Raw genomic sequence first — 20,805 nt, 5'->3', positions numbered from 1 at the left:
AACTTCGGTCTCATGGCTTTATTTTCTTGAGTCCGGTGTGTAGTGTTGGTTGCGGGGGAATATAAAAAGAAGATGTGCCGTGAAAGCGACTGATACCAAAAATCCCGAATATTTTCACAAAGTAGTGGACTGCCAGTACGCCTGTCCGGCGCATACGCCGGTGCCCGAATACATCCGCCTGATAGCAGCGGGGCGCTATACCGACGCCTATATGGTGAACTGGGAGTCAAATGTTTTCCCGGGAATCTTGGGGCGCACTTGTGATCGCCCCTGCGAACCTGCTTGTCGCCGCGGGCGCATCGAAGAAGAGGCGGTCGCTATTTGTCGGCTTAAACGCGTGGCCGCCGATAATAAAGATGACGTAAGCCACTTATTACCGACCGTACCGGCAGAGGGTAATGGTAAACGCGTCGCTCTGATTGGAGCAGGACCGGCCTCACTGACCGTTGCCAGAGACTTGGCTCCCTTGGGTTATCAGATTGATCTCTATGACGATCAGCCTCTAGGTGGAGGCTTCATGCGCAGTCAAATTCCGGCGTTTCGGCTGCCACCCGAGGTGTTGGATGAAGAGGTCGATTTCATTCTCAACATGGGTATTCGCCAACATTTCCAAACTTATATCTCAAGCCTTAAGTCCATTTTGCAGCAGGGTTATAACGCCGTATTTATCGGAACGGGCGCCCCTAGAGGAAGCGATTTAGATATTCCTGGTCGCGAGGCTTGTGATGCATCGATTCACGTGGGAATCGATTGGTTGGCATCAGTAGCCTTTGATCATGTCAGCAGCATTAGAAAGCGAGTGCTGGTTCTGGGAGGTGGAAACACGGCCATGGACTGCTGTCGCACCGCCCGACGAGTCGGTGGAGAAGACGTCAAAGTCGTCGTTCGCTCCGAGTTCTCACGAATGAAAGCTTCTGCCTGGGAAATTGAAGATGCGGCGGCTGAAGATATCCCCATCATTAATAATCACGTGCCAAAAGAGTTTGTTCATGAGGACGGCGTTCTCAAAGGTATGCGCTTTACGGTCGTTAATGTGGTATACGACGCGGATGGTAATCGTGAGCTGGTGCCCACAGGTGAAGAGGTATTCTTTGAGGCCGATGACGTCATTATTGCGATTGGTCAGGATAATGCCTTTCCCTGGATTGAGCGCAATGTGGGCATCGAATTTGGAAAGTGGGACATGCCGGTGGTTGATAAAACCACGTTTCAAAGCACCTTGAAAAAAGTGTTTTTTGGTGGCGATGCGGCATTTGGCCCAGAAAATATTATTACCGCCGTTGCTCAAGGGCATCAGGCTGCCATCTCCATCGACCTCTTCTTAAACGGCGAGCGCGTTGAAAACCGCTTGGCGCCCGGAGTGACCTTAGTAAGTCAGAAAATGGGCGTACATGAGTGGAGTTACGACAGCGAAGTCTCTAACGATGATCGTTATCCGGTGCCCCACGTGAGCAAGGAAAAGGCACTCAGAGACCGCAAGCTTGAGGTTGAATTGGGCTTTGATATTGAGGTCGCTTATCAAGAGGCTGAGCGTTGTTTAAATTGCGATGTACAGACGGTTTTCACAACATCCAAATGCATTGAGTGCGACGCCTGTGTCGATATCTGCCCCACAGACTGCATAAATTTTCTTAATAATGATGCTGAACCTGCACTGCGGCAGTCCCTGCGACGTCCCGCAAAACGTGAGGATCAGGATTTGTATGTTTCGAAAACGTTGCCCCAAACAAAACGGGTCATGGTGAAAGACGAAGATGTCTGTCTGCACTGTGGACTCTGTGCTGAACGATGCCCCACGGGTGCATGGGATATGCAACGATTCTTTTATAGCGTTACCAAGGCTGGAAGCTCATGCAAGCAAAGCAGTCCGTCAATGACTTCGTCATAAAATTTGCCAACGTCAACGGCACAGGCTCTGCCAGTGCCAACAGTATGTTTGCGAAAGCAATTTTCCGGATGGGGATTCCGGTGAGTCCTCGCAATATATTTCCCTCTAACATTCAGGGAATGCCAACTTGGTATGAGGTCCGCGTCAGTCAGGATGGTTATTTAGGCCGACGGGGCGGTATCGATATTATGGTTTGCGTAAACCCTCAGAGCATTAAGCGCGATGTGGCTGAGGTGGAGTCCGGAGGATATTTTGTCTACGACTCTACCAAGCCCCTCGATTTACGTTTAATAAGAGATGACGTTAACTATTTTGGCATTCCCTTCACGGATATTTGTTTGCGTGAATACACTGATGCGCGACAACGGCTGCTGTTTAAGAATGTGATTTATGTCGGTGCACTTTCGGCGTTATTAAACATTGATTTTAACGTGCTTAAAGATCTTGTTGCCGACCAATTTAAAGGGAAGGAAAAACTGATAACGCCCAATATCTACGCTCTAGAGCTGGGTTATCAATACGCCGTTACTCACTTTGACTGCCCTATCGGTATCCACTTGGAGCGCGGCCACAAGCTTGCCAAGCACATTGAAGATTTCGACAATATTCTGATGGACGGGAACACTGCAGCGGCTCTAGGTGCGGTCTATGCCGGTGCGACTGTGGCGGCCTGGTATCCCATCACACCCTCGACATCTGTGGTCGATGCCTTTGACAAATATTGTCGACGTCTGCGCATAGATCCGGGTACCGGCAAGAAAAATTACGCGATTATTCAGGCAGAAGACGAACTGTCTGCACTGGGTATGGTTATTGGCGCCAACTGGAATGGCGCTCGAGCATTTACGGCCACTAGCGGTCCCGGTGTTTCGCTGATGAGTGAGTTCCTTGGCCTTGCGTATTTTGCCGAAGTTCCTACTGTGCTCATCGATGTTCAGCGTGCGGGCCCCTCGACGGGTATGCCAACACGCACTCAGCAGTCTGACGTTTTAATGGCTGCTTATGCCTCCCATGGCGATACTAAACATGTGCTGCTGTTTCCAGCGACGCCTGCAGAATGCTTCAGCATGACGGTAGAGGCGTTTGATCTGGCAGAGCGTTTGCAGACTCCCATCATAATTATGAGCGATCTTGATCTCGGTATGAATGAATGGATGTCCCCACCTTTGGAGTTTGACGCCGACTTTAAATACGATCGGGGTAAGGTTCTCAGCGCTGCCGACCTCGATAATATGGAAGAGCGATTCGGGCGTTACAAGGATGTCGATGGTGACGGTATTCCGTATCGAACATATCCCGGTGTTCACCCTGATAAAGGCGCCTACTTTACCCGGGGAACCTCGCGGGACGAGTACGCGGCCTATACCGAAGATGGCGATGAATATGTCCGTAATATGGATCGCTTGCTAAGAAAGTTTGAGACGGCGAAGAGCCTTGTTCCAGAGCCCAAAATCAAGCAGTCAGAAATGGAAACGCGTTACGGCGCCGTATTTTTTGGCACTACCGCATCACCGGCTTACGAAGCGATTGAAATTCTCGAAAAAGAGGGGATTGATCTCGATACCATGCGTATTCGATCGTTTCCTTTTAATCACGAAGTCGAGCAGTTTATAAAAGAGCATGATCGTATCTTTGTTATTGAACAAAATCGTGATGGCCAGATGCGTCGTCTTATGCTGAATGAAACCAGTGTGCCGGCCAAAGAAAAGCTGATTCCCATACTCGAATACAACGGATTGCCTGTAACAGCGCGAAAGATTGCAGGAATGATTCGAAACTATGTGACCCACGGCAATGTCACACCGCTGACGCGGCGCACCGCTGCTGAGGAGATAACTGCATGACATTTGTAAAGCCGGCTTTCCGTCATCCCGACGCGCCCCTTAATGAGCTGGGTCGCTCCAGACAGGACTACGAGGGTGGTTTATCGACCCTTTGCGCAGGTTGCGGACACGACTCAGTGAGCGCTGCAATTATTGACGCGTGTTTTGAACTCAATATAGAGCCCCATAAAGTCGCTAAGTTATCGGGTATTGGTTGCTCTTCAAAAACCCCTGCTTATTTTTTGTCGGGTTCGCACAGTTTTAACAGTGTTCATGGACGTATGCCCTCAGTAGCTACCGGAGCCAACCTTGCTAACCGTGATCTGATTTACATCGGTATATCGGGAGACGGAGATACTGCCTCCATAGGACTGGGGCAGTTCGCACACGTTGTACGACGAAACCTCAATATGACCTATATCGTTGAAAATAATGGCTGCTATGGCCTAACAAAAGGCCAAGATTCCGCCACGATGGATACAGGGTCGCCCAATAAAAAAGGCGACATCAACATGTACTCTCCCATCGATCTTGCCCGTCTCGCCATAGAGATCGGTGCGACTTTTGTCGGTCGAAGTTTTTCCGGAGATAAGCAACAACTCATTCCACTTATTAAAGCAGCGATCAGTCATCGCGGTTTCGCATTACTCGATGTGGTATCGCCTTGCGTTACGTTTAATAACCACAGTGAGTCGACCAAGAGTTATGAGTACATGCGCGGTGCCAATACGGATATGCCCGTCGATTTCGTCCCTATGCGTCAAGAAATTACGGCGACCTATGATTCCGGAGCAACCTGTGAAGTCTGCATGCATGATGGTTCAGTCGTGCGTTTGTATAAGCAGGATAATGACTACGATATTGAGGATCGGCAGTCGGCGTTAGAGGCCACCAGCCACTACGCGAAGGAAGGGAAAATTCTCACGGGGTTGCTTTATATCCAGCGAGATAGTGAGGAACTGCATGATGTTCTCGATACCGCACGCCGTCCTCTTAACTCGATGAATGAACAGCAGTTGTGTCCCGGGCCGCGCTTTTTGGACTCGATCAATGCGGGTTTGCGTTGAGTTCTAAGGTTTAATAGAGCGATGGCACCCAATGCATTAAAGAAACGTATCAGTGATGTGCTCGCTTGGTCGGGCTTCGCCGCTATTCTTCTGTGTCTTCTGTCCTTTGTCATTCCCTTGCTCGATGTCTCCGGTGTGATTCACCAGCTCCTTGATACCTATGACGAAGTGAGTAACTGCGGTTCACAGCGTTGCGAAGCTCAACTAAGTATAGATGGATTACCTGAACGTCAGGGGTTGTTGGGCGAAGCGCAGGTTTATCTCGCCGCCTGGCGCTACGAGGCATTCTTGATTTGGTTGGGTGTTGGTATTTTCCAGAGCTTCTTTATTCGATCGTTTCGACTGTTACCCTGGCGGCCGGTTATCGTGCGTATTGTGACCCGAGTACCGCTTGAAGATATCGATTGATACTTTGGCCGGGCAGATTCTTTCCTGCGGCGAGCCGCTGTTTATACGGGCACTTCACTTGTGACGCCTTGGCTCACCGCCCTTTAAAGCGCGCTTCACTGAGCAACCCCACTCGCGGCGGTTTTTGTTCTAAGTCGGCAAGGCGTGGAGGCGTCTAAATTCAACTGAGTCTGTGCTGCGCCTAAATATTATTGGTCTGAAGTTTCTCAGATGGGTTTGGCCTGGTGCTTCATACGCATTAAATCTGAGTGGGATACGTACAACAGGTCGGCCACTTTTCGAATTAAATGCTCTTCATACTTGTCGAGATGGTCATCGCTAAAGGCGACCTGCCACATGAGACCAACTAGCTGGCATCTTTCCTCAGGTTCACAGGCGTCTACGATGACTCGGGTAAATTCGTGCAGGGATACTGCATCACTTGATCGTTCGGCAGCCAAACTTTCTAAAGCTGTGAGGCCCTCATCATCGAGATCAAACGTACTGCGCAAAAGTTTTAGGAGTGCGGCGCGTTCTGCGTCACTAAAATCGGCGTCAGCTTTTGCTACCTCAATTAAGAGGGCCGCGGAAGCCAACTGCCTAGCGTCGTTCGTCGCGGCTTCGGGTTCCGCTTGGCTTGCGGAAAATAGCTCTATTATCTTACCAATCATGTCTGAGTCCCCGAATTAGCTATCGGCTAGAGCCTGTTCCTCGGGTGTCATTTCCGCGGGAATAGCCTCAAACAATGGTGTTGATAGGTATCGCTCTCCAGTATCGGGCAGCATAACTAAAATGACTGAACCGGCTTCGGCATCGGCAGCAACTTCCATAGCGGTTGCGAGGGTGGAGCCGCCTGACACCCCGGTGAGTATGCCCTCCTCAGTAGCCAACCTTTTGGCCCAAATCATTCCGTCCTCGGCATCAACCGGACGAACCTCGTCAAAGCCGTTGTGATCAATACTTTCCTGTAGGACTAGGGGAATAAAGTCGGGTGTCCAGCCCTGAATTAGGTGGGGTGACCAGGCGGGGTGACTGCCATTAGGTGAACCGTCGTCGTTGCGATCCTGAGCTTCTCCCGATCCTATCAAGGTCGCTGTATGGGGCTCGGAAAGTATAATTTTGCATTCGGGACGAGCTTTGCGAAGTACCCGCGCGACGCCTGAAACAGTTCCGCCAGTTCCATAGCCTGAGACCCAGTAATCGAGTCGAGAATCGGCAAAATCAGCCACGATCTCAGGGCCTGTTGTCGCCTCATGAATATCTGCATTGGCATTAGATTCAAATTGGGCCGCAAAAAACCAGCCATTATCGGCGGCAAGCTGGCGCGCCTTACGATACATACCAATGCCCTTTTCCGCCTTGGGTGTCAGTACAACTTTGGCACCCAAAAAGCGCATAAGTCGGCGGCGCTCTATTGAAAAACTGTCGGCCATGGTAATTACCAGCGGGTAGCCCCGAGCCGCGCACACCATGGCCAAGCCAATCCCGGTATTTCCCGAGGTGGCTTCGACAACGGTTTGGCCAGGTTTGAGCTGGCCGCTGCGTTCCGCAGCTTCGATAATGTTAAGTGCAAGTCGGTCTTTCACGGAGCCCAGTGGGTTGAAAGACTCAACTTTTACGTAAACCTCTACGTGATCTGGCGCGATGCGATTAAGTTTTACGCAGGGCGTGTCACCGACGGTTCGCGTGATGTCGTCGTAGCGTTGTCCGCGTCCTTGTGTTTGAAAGGTATCGGTCACTGTGGCTCTCCTGAGGCTATGTAGGGATAGTGTCACCCGAGAGCCGAAGCTCGTCCAGTCACTTGTATTCGTATGTGATCGAGAGGGGCTCTTGGGAGGTTTAGGACCCCTCGAAACATAGAAGAAGTTGCCTGTCGGCGAACCTCAGAGTTTCGGGTGTGACAAGTGCATCGGGCTCTCATTTTCTGGCGCTAGACAAGGGCAAGCGCCATTTGTACTAAAGTGACCACTGAGCCCGCCCAAACAAAAGAGCGGATTATCGGTGTCCCCAAAACGTACAACACGAGATAAACCCCCCGCAGGGAAAGCCAGTAGAGGGCGAGGCTGCCAGTATCAATGCCCTCTATTTTGAGGAGTAGGGCAATAGCCAAAAAGGCGGGCAATGATTCCATGTAGTTGGCGGCGGCGCGCTTGGCGCGCTGGGCTAACACTGGCAGCTCTACGGCTTCATCGCGCGCGCCGAGAAGCCATTTTGCCTCTGCAAGGCTGAACACCATCGGCACTAGCCATACATGGATAATTAGTAGTGCCAGCGCAAAAATAATTTCTGTATTCAGCATCGTAAAAATCCTTCGCTATTTGTTTTCTTTGGTGCTTAAACTAGCAGGTAAGCGGTAATTCTGACAGCGAGAAGTTAGGGGGTCGGGTCAGCTGCGCGCAATACTTTGTTCATGCATGGCTCTCAGTAGAGACGGTGAGTTGATGAAACTGGTAATGCAGCGAGCGCAAAAATTATCGTGAGCGGTAAGGCCATTAATTAGTCATCGGGGAGGGGTTAGTGAGTTATAAATATTTGGATGCGCTTGTTGTGGGTGCGGGCGTATCAGGCCTCTACCAACTTTATAAACTGCGTGAAGCGGGACTGACCGTCACAGCGGTGGAGTCGGCTCCTGACGTCGGTGGCACTTGGTATTGGAATGCCTATCCGGGGTGCCGTGTTGATTCCCCCGCCAATATCTATCAATACTGGTTTTCGCAGGAACTGCTGGATGATTGGGAGTGGTCTGAGCGCTTCCCCGCTCAGCCTGAAATAAAGCGCTATTTACAGCATGTCGCTAATCGATTTGATCTTTATTCCAGTATCGAGCTGGATACCCGGGTGGTCTCTGCGCACTGGAAAGAGCAGGAGGGTCGTTGGCATGTGACGACTGAAGCCGGTCTTGTCTATGCCGCAAAGTATCTCGTGAGTTGCGTCGGATTGCTGTCAACACCGAAGGTCCTGTCCTTTCCCAATCAGGAGGTGTTTCAGGGGCAGGTTTATCACACCGCAAAGTGGCCACAAGAACCGGTTGATCTTAAGGGTTTACGGGTCGGTGTTATTGGCAACGGTGCGACCGGTATTCAAGTGATTCAAACCCTCGCACCTGAAGTGGCGGAATTAACGTCTTTTCAACGCACACCACAATACGCAGTTCGCATGAAAAATTATGCCGTCGATGAAAAAATCATGGCAGAGTGGCGCGCTGATTACCCTCGTTTAAGTCAGCTCGTCCACAATACTTTTGGGGGTTTTCCTTGGGATCCTGCAGAGGAAGGTCATGCTGCGACACTCACTATAGAGCAGCGTCGTGAGGTTCTCGAGGAGTGTTGGGCAGACGGGTCGTTGCGTATGTTTGTAGGGACCTTTCCAGAAGTCTTGGTAGATCCGGTAATGAATGAGGAAGTTACCGAATTCGTTCGTGAAAAAATTCGCGTTCAAATTAATGACCCTGATTTGGCGCAAAAACTGATCCCGCGTGATCACGGTTATGGGCTGAGGCGTGTGCCTTTAGAAAATGGCTATTACGAAGCCTTTAACCAATCAAATGTGCATCTTGTCGATATTAAGGCGACACCCATAGACGGATTTTCGGAACGGGGCCTTGTGGTAGGAGGTGAAGAATACCCCCTCGATGCCCTAATCATGGCGACGGGTTTCGACGCGGGCACTGGTACCCTTTCGCGCATGGGCGTTGAAGGTCGTGACGGAAAATCGCTGACCGCCTTGTGGCGCGATGACATTCGCACGACCTTGGGGCTACAAGTGCATGGGTTTCCGAACCTTTTTCTTGTTGGGGGTCCACTCTCACCGATAGCGGCTTTTTGCAACGTTCAAACCTGTGCGCAACAACAAGTAGACTGGGTAACAGATGCCATTTTAAATGTCGTGAACGCCGGCAAGTCGACCATGGAGCCCACCGCTGAACGCGAGGAGGAGTGGGTGCAACATCACGACGAAGTGGCCAATGAAACGCTCATGATGACCATTGATTCCTGGTACACAGGTGCCAATATCGAGGGCAAGCAGCGGCGTTTGCTCTCCTATATTGGAGGTGCACACGTTTACCGTGAGCTTTGTGACGAAATTCAAGCGCAGGGTTATCCGGGTTTTAGTATCGAATGATTTTTTCGGCGGGCTCAACAATAGCCCCTTTTAGAGTTAAAGAAGTATGACTTACGATCCTATGAAAGACGACCGACTCGATATGCGCAATCGCGGGCTGTTAGCGGGGTTCGAGGAACCCATGTTATCCCAAGCTGCAGATGTGGCGACGCGGGAGGAAGCGTTAGCCGCTGCAAATACCCCGGAGGCACTTGCTGCTGAGGAGGCAATGTCAGAGTTGTTAGGGATGTTAGACAATGAAGATGTTATGCCTTCAAAGGGTCTAAGAATAACCACTGAGTCATTGGTATCTCATCCAGATGGCAACACCATTAATCTGCAAATTATTCGCCCGGATACCGATGAGATACTGCCCTGTGTTTACTATATTCATGGTGGAGGCATGGCTATTTTGTCGGCTTTGGATCCAAACTATCGGGCTTGGGGTAAGACAATTGCGCACCAGAACCTCTGTGTTGTTATGGTTGATTTTCGCAACTCCCTGCGCCCTTCTTCAGTGGCAGAGGTGGCGCCATATCCTGCTGGGTTGAATGACTGTGTTTCCGGGTATCACTGGGTCACCCAGCAGCAAGGCGCACTGGGTATTGATGGTGATCAAATCATGATTGCCGGTGAAAGTGGGGGCGGCAATTTAGCCATTGCAACTACCATGCGTCTGATTGCTGAAGATGTGTCGGTAAAGCCTGTGGGCCTCTATGCGCTATGTCCTTATATTCTTGGAGCTTGGCCTTCAGAGGCCTGTCCGTCGTCCCTTGAGAATGAAGGTGTGCTGATCAGTGTGGCCAATAATCACCCTACGATGGCATACGGAATTGAGGCCTTGGAAGCGCAAGACCCGATGGCGTGGCCCGGCTTTGCTGCCGAAGCTGACGTCGCAGATTTTCCGCCGACTATGATCAGTGTTAACGAGTGTGACCCTCTCCGGGACGAGGGTATTGCGTTCTATCGATTGCTCCAACGAGCGGGCGTGTTATCTCAGTGCCGGCAAGCCATGGGTACCGTTCATGCGAACGAGATCTTTGGCGCGTTTATGCCGGATATTTCCCGAATGACGGCCCGGGATATGGCGGGCTGGCTCAAGGAATGCGGTCTGGCCAGGTAACAGGGAGTCGTTCGAACCCTTGAGCTAGCTTCTCCAATAAGGCTTACCCTGGAGACCGCTTAGCAGGCGGGTCGCATTGCGGCAGCGCGGGGGCGGCTGACACCGACCCTTGCGATGCTAGGCCGACGTTATCGTCTGAGATCAGTGCGCCGTGTAGCCACCGTCGATGACCATTTCGCTGCCCGTCATATATCGTGACTCATCAGAGGCCAAAAAGAGTACGGCATTGGCAATATCAATGGCTTGTCCAAGATGTCCCATAGGAATGGCGGCAAGAATCCTTTGATGGAATTCCTCAGCAGCGTCGCCCATCGCGGCAATACCCTCGGCCACCATCGGGGTTTCAATAAAGCCTGGGTGAACGGAGTTTACTCGAATGCCATAGCCTGCCTGAGTGCAATGCAGCGCAGCGGATTTTGTCATGAGTCGAACTGCCCCTTTGCTGGCGTTATAGGCAATGAGATTTGGATCACCAATGATGCCCTCAATGGATGAAATATTGATGATAGAGCCCCCGGGCTTGGTCATCATTGGCAAGCAGTTTTTCATGCCTAAAAATACGCCATCGCTGTTTACGCTGTTGACAGCCCGCCAGTCGGAAAGAGAGGTCTCCTCGATATTGCCGGAGAACGCAACGCCGGCATTGTTGACGAGTATGTCCAGCGATTGACACTCCGCAGCTATCGCATCATGCACCCGTGACCAGTCTGATTCTTGTGTCACATCATGGTGCAGTGCGGAAGCCTGGCCCCCAAAATCACGAATGGTTTGAGCGACACGTTCTGCGGATTCTTGAGAAATGTCAGTCACAAAAACCCGTGCGCCCTCCTCTGCCAGCCGTAAGCTGCTGGCTTCTCCCAAACCTGAACCACCGCCGGTTATTAACGCTGTTTTATTGTCGATGCGCATGAACTCAGTCCTATGTAAACAATACAGTTGGTGATCATGCTGACCCATGGCGGGGATGTTGTCATCAATCCTTGTCATTTTTTGTTGCGATGTTACTTTCTGGTGTCTGGTGTCTGGTGTCTGGTGTCTGGTGTCTGTTTATTTGATGGACAGTGTCGTCGAGTATTTGTCATGTAAAGACTGCAGGGAACAAACATGAACTTGCTAGCTTTCCGTGGTTGGTTAAATCAGTGGGGTAAAGGAAAGGCTGTGTTACGCGCGCCGTGGCTTGACTCAGTGCGAGCCCATAAGACCTCATCAGGGTAGGTCGGGGTATGCCGAAATCTAATGAGCCGCCGCCGAGCTGGGTAAGCCCTAATTGGGTCATCTTTTTCAGTGGCTTGTCGCTGGTTCTTTTGTTGATTGGTTTGTCACACAAGCCGAGCTCAGAGATTTGTGTGGCAGCGGGCAATGAGTTGTGTCCGGACCTTCTCAAAGCCAATATACGGATAACGCAGTATGCTTCGCAGCGGGCAATAACGTCTGTTTGCGGCGATAACCGCAGTAACGCCTGTGCCATTAGAAGGGCTCGCTGGCAGCGCGTGACCTGCGAGGTACATGTACTGACGCCAGTCGATTCGGATGTGCTGCAGCATGAAATGAATCACTGTCGCGGATGGGAGCATCAAGGTGATTCCCCAGCAGCGTATGCGCAACCTTGGGTGCCCAATTGGCGTTTGGTTAAAGCTCGCGGTAGTGTCAGATAGCGGGCAACAGCAGTGAATTTTTATGACGAGTCAGCGAGGTCCCTGAGCAATCAGTTGACTCACTTCACGCGTCAGTGGAATTTCAAACGAAACGGCGGACAGTACTAAAGCATCTCTAGATCGAATCATCCGCGCGTTGGCATAAACTGTGTCTCTGCCTAGGGTGTAGGTGCCGACCACTACGGCGGTAGCTTGGTGATCTTGCACAAGAACCTCAAGGTTGCGTGAGAGCATCAGTTCACCATGAGACGGATCTATGTAAAGCGCGTCTGCGAACAGGGGTTCTGTGACCTGATAGCCGTGGCTAACGAACTCTGTACTGCAGTCTTGCCCCATAAGTCGCCCTAGCCTCGAGGACTGATCGAGCGCACTCAAGTCTGCGAAACTGACAATCAGCAGAGTATCGTTGCGTTTATTGGTGTGCTTCGCTGCGCGAATGAGTTGCGCACATGCCGTTTCAACCTCGGCACGAAGATCGACCGATTCCTGCTGTGTTGAGTAAATGGCTCGACTCGCCGCATTGCCGCCGTAGTAGTTGCTGCAGGCTGCAAGTTTTCCGATTACAAGGGCAAGAACCAAAGCCCGGGCGGCGGAGAAAACGATATTGCGCCTCTTGGTAGTCATAAAACGACAGGCCCCCGGACCTTTATGGCTCCGCCGCCCTCGTACAGTCCGGTGTCGGCAGTGCGCAAGTAGTAGATGGAAGAATGGCTGTAAACCAGGCGTGCATCCTGTCGAACACGCGTCGTGAGTATGATCTCTGTATTTGGTGTTGCCGAGTCAGCATTCATGTACTGGTAAAAATCGGCTCCAATAGCCGCAGGTATAAGCAAGGCCGCAGGGTTCGACCACGCTTCAACGGCATGCCCGATAATGTATGCCGATAAAACGGTACTGGAGATAAAGCCTGGGGGGAGGTTCAGTTGGCTACGCGTTGAGAAATCGAGGACCTCGATGTTGAATTCTACTTTTGCATCTTCCCCCGCTTCATATAAAAGCGCACCTTCATTAAGTAGGCCTTCGGCTAGGAAGTCATGGTAGGCGCGGTGGAATGCGCTATTGCCATTGCTTTGTACCGGGGTAAGTTGCAGCGAGGGTGCGTCCTCAAACCGCGTTACCAATAACTGGGCTTCGTTGTGAGCGATCAGTTGCCAATGCGCACTGGCCTGCAGCTGCTGCTGGTAAATTTGTGGGAATTGCTTGCTAATAGGGTAATCGGCTGTTCGATTGCCCTGGGCGAAGTGCTGGCATCCACCAACTGCCAACAACCCGACCAACACCAACACTCTGCTCGGGACCCCATTAAATATGCAAGGCATGTCCTGCTCCACATTTCGGTACAACGATTAACATCCAGTTCAATAGAAGTAGCGACCGTTTCGCAGAAAACTTGAGCCTAGCTGGCAATAAAATAATGGCACAAGAAATTCAATGCCTTGCCCGGTAATGGACGATATTGCAGCAGCCTGACCTTTGGGTGTTTTAAGCCCTGTGCGACGATAGGGTTATCGACGCTATATGTTGCAATAGTTATTAAATTGTTGATATCAATAATGGCAGGGCTATTACTGCGGCGCCGATGGCTACTGTTAATAAATCCGAAGCTGAGTTACTCATAATAATTTTTCCAAAGGTTCATTTACTTGAAGTATTGTGAGCCTTTACGAGGCGTTTTTCAGCTTGGACCATCATTAACAATTGTTAATATTCAATATTATGCATGTAAAAATAAATAAACATTCTTTTTGTTTATATTGTGGGCTGCGCTGGGCTGGAATGTTAGGGTCGTTGGCGCGGCGGAGGCATTGGAATGGCCCATGAAAGGCTGGTGGCCTCGCGGAGTGCAATGGGACAGAAGCTAGACGGCATGAGGCTGTCTGCAATGTCCCTGCGTAAAGTGAGGGTAAACAAAATAATCAGGAGTCAGCTATGACACACAACACTTCCCGAAGAACCTTTATTAAAGGCGCTGCAGCCGCTTCCTCGGCGCTACTCATTGCTAGATTTGCGCACGCGCAGGGCCCAGTTGTGGCAGCAGACGATCCGACTGCGACGGCCTTAGGGTACGTTGCCGACCATACGACCGTTGACACGGCTAAGTGGGCGAAGAAAGCGGGGCCCGGAGGCGCAGCACAGCAATGTACCAGCTGTGCGATTTACCAGGCGATCGACGGCGAGTACGGTGCGTGCCCGATTTTTGCAGGTAAACGGGTACATGCCAACGGCTGGTGCAATAGTTGGCTTCAAAAGTAGACGCAGTGCTTTGCTAGGGTTGCGCCGGGAGTCCAGATAGCTGCCGGCGCTTTCCGACAATCCCGTCTGCTAGGGCCTTGATGTGCGCGGGACCTACCTCACAGCAACCTCCCAGTATAGAGGCTCCTAGCTCCATCCATTGCAGCGCCATATCGGCGTATACCGAAGGCGTTAGTTCTTCTCGCGCTGTCAGCACATCCACGGTTCCACCGGGCTTTAGGGCAGTGATGGAGTGAAAGCCATTGGCGTAGGCACCGAAGGTGTCTGTAACTGTGGCCAAAAGCGGTAGTCCCTGATCGATGGCTTCGGGGACGGAGCAGTTTAGAATGATCGATAGGGGGTTCAGCGGTGTGCAAGCGCGCAGCGCATCCTCCAACGATTCTCCAGAGCGCAGTAGCGTGCCATCTTCATCTTGAACAGTGAACGCAAGATGAACGCCGGTGCCTGCTTCCTGTGCTGCCGACAATACCGCTTGCCCCTCAGCGACTGAGCTCAGGGTTTCTGCTAAAAATCCGTCAACGTGATTGCGCTGTAATTCCATCAGCTCTTTGTATTCGTCTTTCATTTGCACCGGGCTGAGTGGACTCTGCTTTAAATAAGACGCAGTCAGTGGGGGTAGTGAGGCAACGACATCGATGCCGCTGCGCCCGGAAGCATGAATGCCGGCCCGGGCTAGGTCCCCGGCGTGTTTCAGCAACTCAGGTAGATCGGGAAGTGCGGTGCCCATTTGTAGTCGGTGGCGCGTAACAGAGTAAGTGTTGAGGCAGATTACTCGAGCTCCTGCTAGGCAAAAATCGCGATGCACGTTTGCAACAAGCTCGGGCTCGTCCATCATGACCTGCAGCGACCACAAAGGGTGTGGTTTTGCCGCGCTACTGCGGCGAATCAGTTCTTGTCCCATGCCTCCATCTAGGAGCGTGATAGCAGCTGTCATGTGGTGAGTCTCTTTTGTCGGATAAAGTAATGTTCAGGGATTAGATTGTACGAACCCATCGATTAGGGCGACCAGTGTATCTGGGATATCTTCCTGACAAAAATGGCCAACGCCCTCGACATTTACGATAGGTGCTTGGGGGAAAAGCCCTTTGAAGTCGCTTACCGCATGGTCCTTGGCAATACCGAAGTCTTTATCGCCTGACACCAGCATTGCAGGTTTGCTGCGCAGAGCTGCAATGTCGCCTTGTTCGAGAGTTTCCCGAACAAAGGACAGAAAGCGTCCTTCATGGATGTCTAGTGGAAAATTAATGGCCCCAATACAGCTTTCTCTGTCTGGGAACGGCGCCGAATAAGCATGGATCCAGGTGTCAGTAACCCCCGCAGAGTTCTGAAAGCCAATGATCTTCATCACCGACAGTACTGTACTGCCCATTTCACCCAATATACCCTCCAGAGTTCCGTTGCTGGCATGTTTCTCGATCCATTGAAACCAGGGTGTTTTGCCGCCGCTTGCTTTACCGCCACCGTATCCAAGAACGGTATTCATTAGAAAAATTCTTTGGACCTTTTCAGGATTACGTGCGGTATATGCACCGATCATTGGGCCGCCCCAGTCTTGGCCCACGAAAGTGATGGCCTTATGACCCAGCGCATCAATAAGGCATTCCAAGTTTTCGACGTGGGAGCGTAATGTGTATTCTCTATCTTGGGGTGTTGCAGATTTTCCAAAACCCATGTGATCGGGAACGATGACCCGATACTTGCTGGCCAGAGCGGGAATCATATTTCGATACAGGTAGCCCCAAGTTGGCTCCCCGTGAAGCAATACAAGCACCTCACCGTCTTCCGGGCCTTCGTCAATGTAATGTTGCCTAAAGCCCGCCGTGGTCGAAAAGTGGGGCGCGAACGGCCAGGTGCCGTCAAAAGTTTCGTCAGCAGAAATCAATGTTTTTAGCGCTCCTGTCTCGCATGCAAAGTTGAAGTGTGCGGGTGTTGCAGCAATCAAACCTGACTGTGAGTACAGGGATTGCCCCGACGTACAAAGCTTGTGCCGGATCCTGCCATAGCCTAGTGTACCTGCAAAATCGTATTTGGATGAGCAGCATGGCGGCGGGTTATTTTTCGGGAAAAAAAGCAGTAATCACAGGGGCGGGTGATGGCATCGGTAGAGCCCTAGCCCAGCAATTAAATGCGATGGGATGCGAGTTATGGTTGTGTGATGTCGACTCGGGTCGGCTAGAAGCGACGCTCGAAGGCCTCAATGTAGTAAAGACGGCTGTGCATACTGAGGTCGTTGATTGTGGCAATCAAGATGCCATCGTGGCTTGGGGGCGAGCAGTGGCTGCCGAAACCACTAGTATCGACGCCGTTTTTAATAACGCAGGGGTTGCCTATGCTGCGCCTTTTGCCGACGCCAGCGAGGAGAGTTTTCAGTGGTTAATGGCGATCAATTTTTGGGGCGTTGTGTGGTCAACTCGAGCTTTTTTGCCTTTACTGCAGGCTGCGCCGGTGGGGCATTTGGTCAACGTGTCATCCATATTCGGCATGATTGGTGTGGCGGGTCAGAGCGCCTACAACTCGGCGAAATTTGCCGTCAGGGGCTTTACCGAGGCGCTTCAAGCAGAGTACCGCAACAGCTCCATTAAAGTGAGTTGCGTGCACCCTGGTGGAGTGGCTACCAATATTGCAAAACGTGCTCGCGCCGACGGCGAGTGGGCGCTAAGTAATGCCGAAGAGCGGGATGCCCAGTTTCGACAGGCTGCTAAAACAACCCCAGAGAAGGCGGCAGAGATAATACTGAGACGGACGGCGGTCAGCACGCCCAGAATATTCGTGGGATGGGATGCCCGTATAATGCACTGGCTAACGAAAGTTTTTCCTACCAGCTATCATTTTTTTATAGAGCGTCTTGGGCAAAGAAACGAGTCAAAATAGCGTGGCACCCCAGCGCTATTATTGGTTGCTGCTGGCCTCCACCTTATTGATGGCGTCGGCTTTTGTGGTCTCAAAGCTGTTTATTAATGATGGCGTACACCCACTTGTTCTAGTGGCTAGCCGTTTCACGTTGGCGGGTCTCTTGGCCGTTTTTTGGTTGTTTTTGCGTGGCCAGCTTGAGACGCCCAAAAACATATCTGATGTCGTTGGTGTGCTAATCGTTGGGACCCTTCAGACAGGGGTGCTCTTTGGTACTGGCTTTATCGCAATGGAGCACCTGAGCGCGGCGACAATCTCACTTTTAACCCTAACGATGCCTATTTGGGTAACCGGTATTTTGGCTGTTATGAACCGGGCACTACCACCCCTTCAGCAATTGATCGCGTTGGCAATTGGTATGTTGGGCGTTGCGTTAATCATTGGCTCAGGCGTGAATCAGGCGGGTATCGGCGAACTTCAGTGGTTTGCGCTGGCGTTAGTCGGTGCAGCTTGTTGGGCTTCTGCGACGGTATTCACCAAGACATCGGGGTTGACCATAACGGGTTGGAGTCTTAATGCATGGCAGATGCTTGTTGGCGGTGCTGAGGTGCTAATCATCGCTTTGGCATTGGATTTACCGGGCATAAATTTTGTGCTGATCAGTGACATACTTCTGTTTGTTTGGCTTGTGATTCCTGCGTCGATTTTATCGTTTGGATTTTGGTTTACTGCGCTACGGTTGGGTGGTGCTGCGGTTACAAGCGGCTATCTGTTCCTGATTCCACTCTTCACGGCATTGATTTCTGTACCTGTGTTGAATGCTACTTTCGCACCCCTGCAACTGCTGGGTGGCATTGCTGTGGGTGCTGCAGTCTGGTTAATGTCGCGTTCCTCAACCTAATTTTAAAGCGCTATCGAGTGCTCGATGACCTGATTTTCGCGGTAAACTAATCTCTGTAATATTTTTTTGGAGTCCTGAATGGGTCGCGCTTACCAAAATCGCAAGCTGTCTATGGCAAAAACTGCCGCTGTAAAGACAGCTGTCTACTCGCGCTACAGTCGCGAAATTTATGTCAGCGCAAAAGCTGGTGGAACGGATCCGGCGGCTAACCTGTCGCTGCGTTCACTGATTGATCGCGCTAAAAAAGATCAGGTGCCTTCTCACGTTATTGATAAAGCGATCGCTAAGGCTGAGTCGGGTGTGGGTGAGGATTATCACGTAGCCCGTTATGAAGGATTTGGCCCCGGCGGCACTATGCTGCTGGTGGAATGCCTGACTGACAATGCTAATCGAACGATTGGTGATGTCAGGCCAGCTTTTACTAAAGGTAAAGGTAAAATGGGAACCCCCGGCACTGTCGCGCATATGTTTGATCATGCTGCGGTGTTTGTCTTCTCTGGAGATGAGGACGAGGTGCTTGAGGCATTGCTGCTGGCAGATGTGGATGTCACTGATGTCGAAAATGATGACGGAATGCTGACGGTGCTGTCACCGCATACCGAATACGCTAAGACGCGCAATACCTTGACAGAAACTTTCCCCGGTGTTGATTTTGAAGTGGACGAAATCCAATTCGTCCCTAAAGGGGAAACCCCAATCAGTGGCGATGAGCTCGAGCAATTTGAAAAGCTTTTGGGCTTATTAAATGCCTGCGAGGATGTGCAAAACATCTTTCACGACGCAAAGCTTTGAAGGGTGCGCATGAACGCTGAGCCATCAGCCGGTATTGTCTGCCCGATGGGTTTCTGGGGGGGCGGTGCCGACCAACGGTATGGCATCTGCTAGGGCCTTGTAATACCGCGAGTCGGCGTCATTATAAGACTGGGCTCAGCGCCGTTTTGTTCGACGCTGTGCGCTGATGCGACTGACAACACCGCTGCCAGATGCTACTGGAGCGTTAGCGATTTTAAATCGGTCTAATCGGAGATGCTTTGCCAATCAGCAGAGCCACTCAACATATCTGCAATCCACTGATAGACGGGAACGCCCGCGACCTCTCGCTCAAACTGAGCCTGAATAAATGTATGGCTGTTACCGTCAGCGATAAGACTGTGAAAGCGCTCTGGGTGTGCCTCTTCGAGGACGGCCATTTCCTGAAGGAGTGCGGCTTCAAAGGCCTCGCCACCAATACCCACGAAGACATCTGCAATAACAGAATCTTGCTTGGTACTCAGGAACCCCATTCGAAGATTGGGATCTTCATCCAGCTGAAAAATATGATACCCCGTTGTGTGTCCTTCAGGACTGATGCAAGTATCACAGTCTTCAGGAATAAATCGGGTTGCGTTCCACTCTTGGCTAACGAAGTCGACGTACCCCGGCCTTGAAATGCCTACGCCCGAGTCGTTGACAAGATCGATCGGCGTGTCTGGATAAAGCTTTCGAACCAGCGGCAACATGTAGTCAGTTCCGAAACCACCGGCGCTGTTACCGGTTAACAAAATTCGCGTTGGTGCAGGGAAGTTGGAGGCTATAACGTCTATCGACGCAGACAAATTTTTCAGCCCTCGATGATAGCGATCGACGGTGCCATCATCATCGTCGTCAATATCGACATCCCCTGAAAATACCGAGCCATCGCAATAGGGTAGATACGCAACATTAAAATCAGCCGCAGGATTGGTTGAGGACGCAGGGTTGAGAATGCCAAAGGTAGGCATGCCAGGACTGGCGCTGGGAGTCGCCTGGCAAAGTAAACTGTTACAGGCACCGCCGCCTTCTAAAAAGATCATTAACTCGTCGGCAGATCCTTCTCGGGTTGCCATCGTATATTCACCACCAACAAGGCAAAGTGGACCATCACCAGCACCAAATGTGTGCTGAACGATGTCGCCCTCGACTTCCGAGGTCATTGGTGTGTACAGGCCCAAATATTGGTCGACGCCCTGATCGTAAAGCACTTGAAAAGGCGTGGGTTCGGGCTCAGGCTCGGGAAGAGGTTCCGGAGTCGGCGGTGGTGTGGGTGCGGGGTCATTGGAGTCTGAGCACGCAGTGAGAAAGACCAACAAAATTGCCATTGATATTTGAAAAAAAACTGACGCCATTGGGAAAGACCTTGTCGAAAATTGTGACAGAGTATTTTAGCCAAATGCGGCTTTCGGGCACACATTTTTGGCGAACTATGATCACCCATTTGCCGCTGGTGTCGTTTGTAGATAACGCCTTATTAGATTTGCGCAAATTGCTGCTTTGAAGAATTAGGCGAGAGGGAAATTGTTGCTTTTACACCGGGAATTTTCGGTAACTTTAATGGGGTATACAGCCCTACAATTCAAAAACCCTGAGAAATGAGAACTTTTAGCGGCCAAGCCCCGTACAACAGGGGAAACAGGCAGCCTAGGCGTTGAGCACTACATTGAGTAATTTTCGGGATCGACTTTCGAATGATGATATTGGCCGCGTGATTGAGATGGCTTGGGAGGATAGAACGCCCTTTGAAGTCATCGAAACCGAGTACGGTCTCGACGAGTCTGAGGTTATTGACCTTATGCGTAGTGAGATGAAAAAACGGTCTTTTACGATGTGGCGTAAGCGCGTTACTGGCAGAAAGACGAAGCATCGGGCACTGCGGGGTTTCGACGTTGGGCGCCACCGTTGTCCCAGTCAGCGGACCCGCTAGGGGCCGTTGTTTTAAGCCGAGCTTGGCGGTCCAAGCCT

21 protein-coding genes are annotated in these 20,805 nt (G+C 51.3%); 11 read left to right on the top strand and 10 right to left on the bottom strand.

The window, feature by feature from the left end:
* Positions 1-79 precede the first annotated feature (79 nt).
* The 4 genes from ACMAZB_RS12920 to ACMAZB_RS12905 are packed head-to-tail and all read left to right on the top strand — an operon-like array spanning position 80 to position 5,186.
* Positions 80-1,888, top strand: coding sequence for an FAD-dependent oxidoreductase (locus ACMAZB_RS12920; protein WP_435217722.1), 1,809 nt, complete (start codon positions 80-82; stop codon positions 1,886-1,888).
* Entirely contained in the window at positions 1,852-3,732 is a 1,881-nt protein-coding gene (locus tag ACMAZB_RS12915; protein WP_435212435.1) for a 2-oxoacid:acceptor oxidoreductase subunit alpha, read from the top strand. The genes ACMAZB_RS12920 and ACMAZB_RS12915 overlap by 37 nt, the downstream gene beginning before the upstream one ends.
* A complete protein-coding gene (locus tag ACMAZB_RS12910; protein WP_435212434.1) occupies positions 3,729-4,778 on the top strand; it encodes a 2-oxoacid:ferredoxin oxidoreductase subunit beta in 1,050 nt (349 codons plus the stop codon). The genes ACMAZB_RS12915 and ACMAZB_RS12910 overlap by 4 nt, the downstream gene beginning before the upstream one ends.
* 21 nt (positions 4,779-4,799) lie before the next feature.
* On the top strand, positions 4,800-5,186 hold the full coding sequence (locus ACMAZB_RS12905) for a hypothetical protein (protein ID WP_435217720.1): 387 nt from the start codon (positions 4,800-4,802) through the stop codon (positions 5,184-5,186).
* A gap of 206 nt (positions 5,187-5,392) precedes the next feature.
* On the opposite strand, the gene ACMAZB_RS12900 is transcribed toward ACMAZB_RS12905, so the two are convergent.
* The 3 genes from ACMAZB_RS12900 to ACMAZB_RS12890 form a co-directional block, all read right to left on the bottom strand.
* On the bottom strand, positions 5,393-5,836 hold the full coding sequence (locus ACMAZB_RS12900; RefSeq protein ID WP_435217718.1) for a TerB family tellurite resistance protein: 444 nt from the start codon (positions 5,834-5,836) through the stop codon (positions 5,393-5,395).
* A 15-nt stretch (positions 5,837-5,851) separates the two neighbouring features.
* Positions 5,852-6,904, bottom strand: a complete 1,053-nt coding sequence (gene cysK, locus ACMAZB_RS12895) for a cysteine synthase A (protein ID WP_435217716.1) — start codon at positions 6,902-6,904, stop codon at positions 5,852-5,854.
* A gap of 191 nt (positions 6,905-7,095) precedes the next feature.
* Positions 7,096-7,464 carry an MAPEG family protein gene (locus tag ACMAZB_RS12890; protein ID WP_435212427.1) on the bottom strand — a complete coding sequence of 123 codons (369 nt, stop codon included), beginning with the start codon at positions 7,462-7,464 and terminating at the stop codon, positions 7,096-7,098.
* A 218-nt stretch (positions 7,465-7,682) separates the two neighbouring features.
* On the opposite strand from ACMAZB_RS12890, the gene ACMAZB_RS12885 reads away from it, so the two are divergent.
* Positions 7,683-9,287 (top strand): flavin-containing monooxygenase, encoded by a 1,605-nt coding sequence (locus tag ACMAZB_RS12885; protein ID WP_435217715.1) that lies wholly within the window; start codon positions 7,683-7,685, stop codon positions 9,285-9,287.
* Positions 9,288-9,333: 46 nt separating this feature from the next.
* Positions 9,334-10,389, top strand: coding sequence for an alpha/beta hydrolase fold domain-containing protein (locus tag ACMAZB_RS12880; protein ID WP_435217713.1), 1,056 nt, complete (start codon positions 9,334-9,336; stop codon positions 10,387-10,389).
* Between the two features lie 141 nt (positions 10,390-10,530).
* Here ACMAZB_RS12880 and ACMAZB_RS12875 read toward each other — a convergent pair whose 3' ends face one another.
* The 4 genes from ACMAZB_RS12875 to ACMAZB_RS12860 all read right to left on the bottom strand — a co-directional run bounded on the left by ACMAZB_RS12875 (position 10,531) and on the right by ACMAZB_RS12860 (position 13,363).
* Positions 10,531-11,298 carry a glucose 1-dehydrogenase gene (locus ACMAZB_RS12875; RefSeq protein WP_435217712.1) on the bottom strand — a complete coding sequence of 256 codons (768 nt, stop codon included), beginning with the start codon at positions 11,296-11,298 and terminating at the stop codon, positions 10,531-10,533.
* Positions 11,299-11,723: 425 nt separating this feature from the next.
* The gene (locus tag ACMAZB_RS12870) at positions 11,724-11,963 is read right to left on the bottom strand and encodes a hypothetical protein (RefSeq protein ID WP_435212420.1); all 240 of its coding nucleotides are present in this window, start codon (positions 11,961-11,963) and stop codon (positions 11,724-11,726) included.
* Between the two features lie 111 nt (positions 11,964-12,074).
* Positions 12,075-12,668 (bottom strand): FlgO family outer membrane protein, encoded by a 594-nt coding sequence (locus ACMAZB_RS12865; protein ID WP_435217710.1) that lies wholly within the window; start codon positions 12,666-12,668, stop codon positions 12,075-12,077.
* Positions 12,665-13,363, bottom strand: coding sequence for a hypothetical protein (locus ACMAZB_RS12860; RefSeq protein ID WP_435217709.1), 699 nt, complete (start codon positions 13,361-13,363; stop codon positions 12,665-12,667). The genes ACMAZB_RS12865 and ACMAZB_RS12860 overlap by 4 nt, the downstream gene beginning before the upstream one ends.
* Before the next feature lie 610 nt (positions 13,364-13,973).
* Here ACMAZB_RS12860 and ACMAZB_RS12855 point away from each other — a divergent pair.
* Entirely contained in the window at positions 13,974-14,297 is a 324-nt protein-coding gene (locus ACMAZB_RS12855) for a high-potential iron-sulfur protein (protein ID WP_435212416.1), read from the top strand.
* A 13-nt stretch (positions 14,298-14,310) separates the two neighbouring features.
* Here ACMAZB_RS12855 and ACMAZB_RS12850 read toward each other — a convergent pair whose 3' ends face one another.
* Together ACMAZB_RS12850 and ACMAZB_RS12845 are read right to left on the bottom strand one after the other, a co-directional pair.
* Positions 14,311-15,231 (bottom strand): homocysteine S-methyltransferase family protein, encoded by a 921-nt coding sequence (locus ACMAZB_RS12850; protein WP_435217707.1) that lies wholly within the window; start codon positions 15,229-15,231, stop codon positions 14,311-14,313.
* A 33-nt stretch (positions 15,232-15,264) separates the two neighbouring features.
* Positions 15,265-16,179: an alpha/beta fold hydrolase gene (locus ACMAZB_RS12845; protein ID WP_435217705.1), complete on the bottom strand. Its 915-nt coding sequence runs from the start codon at positions 16,177-16,179 to the stop codon at positions 15,265-15,267.
* 158 nt (positions 16,180-16,337) lie between these two features.
* Between ACMAZB_RS12845 and ACMAZB_RS12840 the strand changes: the two genes are divergently transcribed.
* The 3 genes from ACMAZB_RS12840 to ACMAZB_RS12830 all read left to right on the top strand — a co-directional run bounded on the left by ACMAZB_RS12840 (position 16,338) and on the right by ACMAZB_RS12830 (position 18,840).
* On the top strand, positions 16,338-17,168 hold the full coding sequence (locus ACMAZB_RS12840; protein ID WP_435217703.1) for an SDR family NAD(P)-dependent oxidoreductase: 831 nt from the start codon (positions 16,338-16,340) through the stop codon (positions 17,166-17,168).
* A 1-nt stretch (position 17,169) separates the two neighbouring features.
* A complete protein-coding gene (locus ACMAZB_RS12835) occupies positions 17,170-18,048 on the top strand; it encodes a DMT family transporter (protein ID WP_435217701.1) in 879 nt (292 codons plus the stop codon).
* Between the two features lie 78 nt (positions 18,049-18,126).
* On the top strand, positions 18,127-18,840 hold the full coding sequence (locus tag ACMAZB_RS12830) for a YebC/PmpR family DNA-binding transcriptional regulator (protein WP_435212408.1): 714 nt from the start codon (positions 18,127-18,129) through the stop codon (positions 18,838-18,840).
* A 224-nt stretch (positions 18,841-19,064) separates the two neighbouring features.
* Here the strand turns inward: ACMAZB_RS12830 and ACMAZB_RS12825 are convergent, their stop codons facing one another.
* The gene (locus ACMAZB_RS12825) at positions 19,065-20,192 is read right to left on the bottom strand and encodes a pectin acetylesterase-family hydrolase (RefSeq protein ID WP_435212406.1); all 1,128 of its coding nucleotides are present in this window, start codon (positions 20,190-20,192) and stop codon (positions 19,065-19,067) included.
* A gap of 311 nt (positions 20,193-20,503) precedes the next feature.
* Here ACMAZB_RS12825 and ACMAZB_RS12820 point away from each other — a divergent pair, with 311 nt between their 5' ends.
* Positions 20,504-20,767: a TIGR03643 family protein gene (locus ACMAZB_RS12820; protein WP_435212404.1), complete on the top strand. Its 264-nt coding sequence runs from the start codon at positions 20,504-20,506 to the stop codon at positions 20,765-20,767.
* The last annotated feature ends 38 nt before the right edge of the window (positions 20,768-20,805 follow it).

Origin of the sequence: Luminiphilus sp. nBUS_07, assembly GCF_051201685.1 — a bacterium.
In the GTDB taxonomy this organism is placed as follows: Bacteria; Pseudomonadota; Gammaproteobacteria; order Pseudomonadales; family Halieaceae; genus Luminiphilus.
This window is presented reverse-complemented; position numbering and strand designations above follow the sequence as displayed.